We start from the raw sequence: 5427 nt of genomic DNA on the forward strand, positions 1-5427 counted from the left end.
CTTCGGTTTCCAGCGGAATCTGCATGGCCACGTCGCGGGCGATGCCGGCGTCGAAGCCGTACTCGTCCATCAGGTCCAGCGCGGTGGCGCGCACCGGGCAGCCGCGCAGGCGCTCATCGGTGAAGCGGTTCATTTCGCGCTCGATCACCTGGCGCATGCCGGCCACTTCCTGGCGCAGGTGGCGGATCTCGGCGTCGTCGGCGACCAGGGTGAGAGCAGGTGCCGGCGCCAAGGCCGGCAGCGGTGCCGGTGCAACTTCCGTCGGCTGCACGGCAACCGGCGCGAGAGGGGTTTCGTCTTCGGGCACCGTGGCGGCCTGGATGGCAACCGGCAACGGTGGCGGCGATGCTGCCGGCACCTGCGCGCCGTCTTCCAGCGGCGGATCGATCTGGAAGCGGGCGCGGTTCACCGGGGCAGCTGCGGCCGGCGAGGGCGCCACGATGGCGTCGGCAAACGGGGCGAAGATCTGTTCCGGCAGCGTCGATTCATTGACGGCGGCACGCGCCAGCGTAGCGGCGAAACCGGTGCTGCCACGGGTCGGCACGATTTCGTCGGCGCTGTCGAGGGTACGGCCGGTCGCGCCGACGGCAGCGCGGGCGAGGGCGGCGACGGCCGAGGTAGTGGCTGCCACCGGCTCCGGTGCCGGGGTGCTGCTGCGGCGGCGGGTGACCGCAGCGATCACGGCGTCGGCGGCGGTACGCGCCTTCGGCGCGGGCGGCGGCGCCACGTCGCGACGCGAAGCTTCCAGGGCGCGCTGTACGGCGCTCTCATCGTAGTTGGCGGCAGCCACGATCTCGATGCCTTCCTCGATCCGGCGGTTGGACAGGATCACGGCGTCAGGACCATGTTCCTTGCGCACCAGGTTCATGGCCGAGCGCATGTCGGCGGCGACGAATCGTTTGATTTTCATGCTGTGGTCACGGGACGAAGTCGGCGGAGTGGCGGTCGGAGAACGCGGGTGGTCGGTGGTCTGCACGGTTCGGGTTCCCCTTGGAATCTGTCTGTTGCGGGTGTTTGAAAGTGGTGTCTGTTTTCTGGCGCGTTGCAGGGCGGCGTCAGCTGATCGTTCCAACCAGCTTCAGGCGCTTGTCCTCCGGCACCTCGCTATAGGCCAGGACCGACAGCGACGGAACGCTGTGGCGGACCAGGCGGGCCAGCGCGGCGCGCACCGGGCCTGGTACCAGCACCACCGCGGGCTCGTTGCGGGCTTCCTGCTTGCTGACACATTCGGCCAGGCTCTGGTGCAGTCGCTCAGCGAGTCCGGGTTCCAGCGCGGCGCCGTTGCCCTGCGTGGACTCCTGCAAGACACGTTCCAATTGCGGGTTGAGGGTGAATACCGGCAGCTCCGCCGACATTCCGGCGATCTCCTGCACGATGAAGCGGCCCAGCGCGGTGCGCACTGCGGCGGTCAGCGTGGCCGGGTCCTGGCTGTGCGGGGCGTGTTCGACCAGTGCTTCGGCGATCTTGCGCAGCTGGCGGATCGGAATGCGCTCGATCAGCAGGTTCTGCAGCACGCGCACCACCGCCGACAGCGGCAGCGCCTTCGGCGTCAGATCTTCGACGAGCTTGGGTGCGCTCTTGGCCAGGTTGGCCAGCAGGTGCTGCACTTCCTCGTGGCCAAGCAGTTCCGGCGCGTGCTCGCGGATCAGGTGCGAAAGGTGGGTGGCGACCACCGTGGCCGGGTCGACCACGGTGTAGCCCAGGGTTTCGGCTTGGGCGCGCTGGTGCGGCTGGATCCAGGTCGCGTCCAGGCCGAAGGCGGGGTCCTTGCCGGCGATGCCTTCCAGCGGACCGAGCGCACTGCCGGGGTCCAGCGCCAGTTCGCGGTCGGGATGGATCTCGGCGGTAGCCACCGGCACCCCATGCACCAGCACCCGGTAGCCGTTGGCCGGCAGTTCCAGGTTGTCGCGGATGTGGACCGACGGAATCAGGAAACCGACGTCCTGGGTAAGCTTGCGGCGCACGCCCTTGATGCGCGGCATCAGTTCGCCACCCTGGTTGCTGTCCACCAGCGAAATCAATCGATAGCCGACTTCCAGGCCCAGCGGATCGACCGGGCGCAGCTCGTCCCAGCTCAGTTCCGCCGTGGGTGCGGGGGCAGCGGGACGGCCCAGCGCGCTCAGTGCGTTGGTTTCGCCCGCAGCTGCGTCGGCCTGGGCCGGGGTCTGGCCTTTCCGGTACACCTTCCAGGCGATGAAGCCGAGGATTGCCGCCAGCGTCAGGAAAGCGACGTTGGGCATGCCCGGCACCAGGCCGACCACGCCGAGGATGCCGGCGGTGATCGCCAGCGCACGGTACTGGCCGAACACCTGGCCGGTCATCGCCTGCGCCATGTCCTGCGAGCGCGAGGCACGGGTAACCAGCATCGCCACCGCGCTGGAGACCAGCAGCGCCGGCAGCTGCGCCACCAGGCCGTCACCGATCGACAGCAGGGTATAGGTGGCCGCGGCTTCACCGAACGGCATGCCATGCTGCAGCACGCCCACGGCCAGGCCGCCCAGCATGTTGATGAACAGGATCAGGATGCCGGCGATAGCGTCGCCGCGGATGAATTTGCTGGCACCGTCCATCGCGCCATAGAAGTCGGCTTCCTCGCGGACCTCCTCGCGGCGCAGCTTGGCTTCCTCGCGCGTCAGCAAACCGGCGTTGAGATCGGCGTCGATCGCCATCTGCTTGCCGGGCATGGCATCGAGGATGAAGCGTGCGGTCACTTCCGAGACGCGGCCGGCGCCCTTGGTGATGACCACGAAATTGATGATGGTCAGGATCGCGAACACCACGATGCCGACGGCATAGTTGCCGCCGATCACGAATTCGCCGAACGCGGCGATCACCTTGCCGGCCGCTTCGTGGCCGTTCTGGCCGTTGAGCAGGATCACGCGGGTGGAGGCCACGTTCAGCGCCAGCCGCAGCATGGTGGTGATCAGCAGCACGATCGGGAAGATGGTGAAGTCCAGCGGGCGCTTCACGTAGACCACCGCCAGCAGCACCATCAGCGAGATGGCGATGTTGAAGGTGAACAGCGCATCGAGCACCGGCGCGGCCAGCGGCACCACGACCATGGCCAGCAGCGCCAGCACGATCAACGGCGCGCCCAGACCCTGGCGGATCATCTCAAGCGCGCGGCGGGTATTGAAGCTGGATGCCTGGGCGCTCATGGACGGCCCCCGTTGCCGAACTCATCAACCTGGATGTGCGGCGTGGACGGCATCGGGCCGGTCCGCCAGGTGCGCAGCTGGTAGACGTAAGAGAGGACCTGGGCGACGGCTGAATACAGTCTCACGGGGATTTCCTTGCCGAGTTGGCCTTCCCGATACAAGGCGCGTGCCAAAGGCGGGGCAGAGACGATGGCGACCTTGTTGCCGTCGGCCACCTCACGGATGCGCAGGGCGGTTTCATCCACGCCCAGGGCGACCACGGTGGGCGCATTCATGGCCCCACCTTCGTACTTCAGCGCCACCGCATAGTGGGTCGGGTTGACCACCACCACGTCGGCGGTGGGTACCGCCTCCATCATCCGGCGGTTGGCCATCTGCTGCTGCAGCTGGCGGATGCGGCCCTTCACTTCCGGGCTGCCTTCGCTTTCCTTCATCTCCCGGCGCAGCTCTTCGCGGGTCATCTTCAGCTTGCGCATCCAGTTCCAGCGCTGGTACGGCGCGTCGATGGCGGCCAGTACCAGCATCGCGCCGGCGGTGGCCAGCAGCAGCCGCAGGGTGAAACCCAGGCCGTCGCCGATGGCGGTTTCCAGCGGCTGGTGGATCAGCCCGCGCAGGGTATTGAAGCTGGTCCAGACCACCATGCCGGCGGCGACGCCGACGAAGGCCACGCGCAGCAGCGACTTGATGAACTCGGCGACCGCTTCCGGGCCGTACAGCCGCTTGAGCCCGCTCATCGGGTTCATGCGATTGATGTCGGGCATCATCGCCTTGGCCGACCAGCGCAGGCCGCCCATCACTACCGGCGCCAGGAAACTGGCCAGCAGGCAGACCAGCACCAGCGGCGCGATCACCCACATGAGCTGCAGCAGCAGGTCGCCGAAGTGTCCGAACAGGGCCTTCGGGTGCTGGCGCAGGCTCTGTTCGGGGCTGAGCGCATGGCGCATCCAAGCGCTGGCGCCGCTGGCCATCGAGCCGCTCATGGCCATCACCGCGATCACCCCGGCGCCGAACACGGCGGCCGTGCCCAGTTCACGCGAGCGCGGCAGGTTGCCCTGTTCGCGGGCGTCGCGCAGGCGTTTTTCTGTCGGTTGTTCGGTTTTCTCGCCGGCGGATTCGTTCTCGGACATCACAGGCACTGCAGCAGGGGATGCCGGGGTGCGTGCAAGAATCGTTCCGTGACGGCGGAGTGGGGCATCCACGCATGGCGTGGATCTACTGGGTTTGGCTGCGCGGGAAGGGCCCTCCACGCATGGCGTGGATCTACTGGGGGTTACGGGGCGGGCCGCTGGCCAGTTCCACCCGTGGCCGCGGCAGGTCGTGCAGCTGCATGAAGCGGGCCGCGTCCACCGGCCGGCCGAGCAGGAAGCCCTGCAGGTAGTCGCAGCCCAGGCGCTCCAGGTACGCGCGCTGCGCGGCAGTCTCCACGCCCTCGGCGACGATATCCATGTCCAGCGCGTGGCCCAGCGCCACGATGGCCGACACGATCACCACGTCTTCGGCACTGTGTTCCAGGTCGCGCACGAACGCATGGTCGATCTTGATCTCGGTGGCCGGCAGGCGCTTCAGGTACAGCAGGCTGGAGTAACCCGTGCCGAAATCATCGATGGAGATGCCCACGCCCAGGGCGGAGAAACTCTGCAGCAGGCGCAGGCTGGTATCGGTATCGCGCATCACCGTGCTTTCGGTGATCTCCAGCACCAGGTTGCGCGGGGCGATTGCATAGCGCTCGATCACCTCGCGTACGTCCTGCAGCAGGTGCGGCGAACTGAACTGCACCGGCGACAGGTTCACCGACATCGTCCAGCTGTCGTGGCCGGCATCATGCCAATGGCGCAGCTGCTGGCAGGCCTGGTCCAGCGCCCAGCGGCCGATCTCGTTGATCGCACCACTGCGCTCGGCCAGGCGGATGAAGCGGTCTGGCGGAATCAGGCCCTGTTCCGGGTGCCGCCAGCGGATCAGCGCTTCGGCGCCGGCGACCTTCTGCGTGGCCACACGGATCTTCGGCTGGTAATGCAGGAACAGCTGCTCGCTGCCGATCGCCCGGCGCAGGTCGGCCAGCAGGCGGAACTGCTGCTCGGCGCTGTCGTTCATCCAGTCGGCAAACAGCACGAACGCATTGCGGCCCGACTCCTTGGCCTGGTACATCGCCGCGTCGGCGAAGGCCATCAGCTGGCGTTCGCTGGCGGCATGGTCCGGGCAGATCGCGATGCCGATGCTGGCGGTCACCTGCAATTCGTTGTCCGCCAGCAGCGGGCCGCTGCCCACCGCC

Annotated in this window: 3 protein-coding genes and 1 pseudogene; all 4 read right to left on the reverse strand. The window is 67.7% G+C overall.

Translation table 11 applies throughout. The features are described from left to right. Nucleotides 1-910 (reverse strand): annotated as a pseudogene (locus DBR20_RS10850) (flagellar biosynthesis protein FlhF); the annotation flags it as partial. 145 nt (nt 911-1055) lie between these two features. Beyond that, on the reverse strand, nt 1056-3158 hold the full coding sequence (flhA, locus tag DBR20_RS10855) for a flagellar biosynthesis protein FlhA (protein ID WP_108266185.1): 2103 nt from the start codon (nt 3156-3158) through the stop codon (nt 1056-1058). Beyond that, the gene (flhB, locus tag DBR20_RS10860; RefSeq protein WP_108266186.1) at nt 3155-4285 is read right to left on the reverse strand and encodes a flagellar biosynthesis protein FlhB; all 1131 of its coding nucleotides are present in this window, start codon (nt 4283-4285) and stop codon (nt 3155-3157) included. The genes flhA and flhB overlap by 4 nt, the downstream gene beginning before the upstream one ends. 133 nt (nt 4286-4418) lie before the next feature. Further along, nucleotides 4419-5427: GGDEF domain-containing phosphodiesterase (locus DBR20_RS10865; protein ID WP_146186990.1), on the reverse strand; the 1009-nt coding region annotated here is incomplete at its 5' end.

The organism is Stenotrophomonas sp. HMWF023, from assembly GCF_003060985.1.
Taxonomy (GTDB): domain Bacteria; phylum Pseudomonadota; class Gammaproteobacteria; order Xanthomonadales; family Xanthomonadaceae; genus Stenotrophomonas; species Stenotrophomonas lactitubi.

Excerpts from the sequence above, each read along its gene's own strand:
- flhB (WP_108266186.1), bottom strand. The coding sequence starts at position 4,285 with ATGTCCGAGAACGAATCCGCCGGCGAGAAAACCGAACAACCGACAGAA.
- flhA (WP_108266185.1), bottom strand. The coding sequence starts at position 3,158 with ATGAGCGCCCAGGCATCCAGCTTCAATACCCGCCGCGCGCTTGAGATG.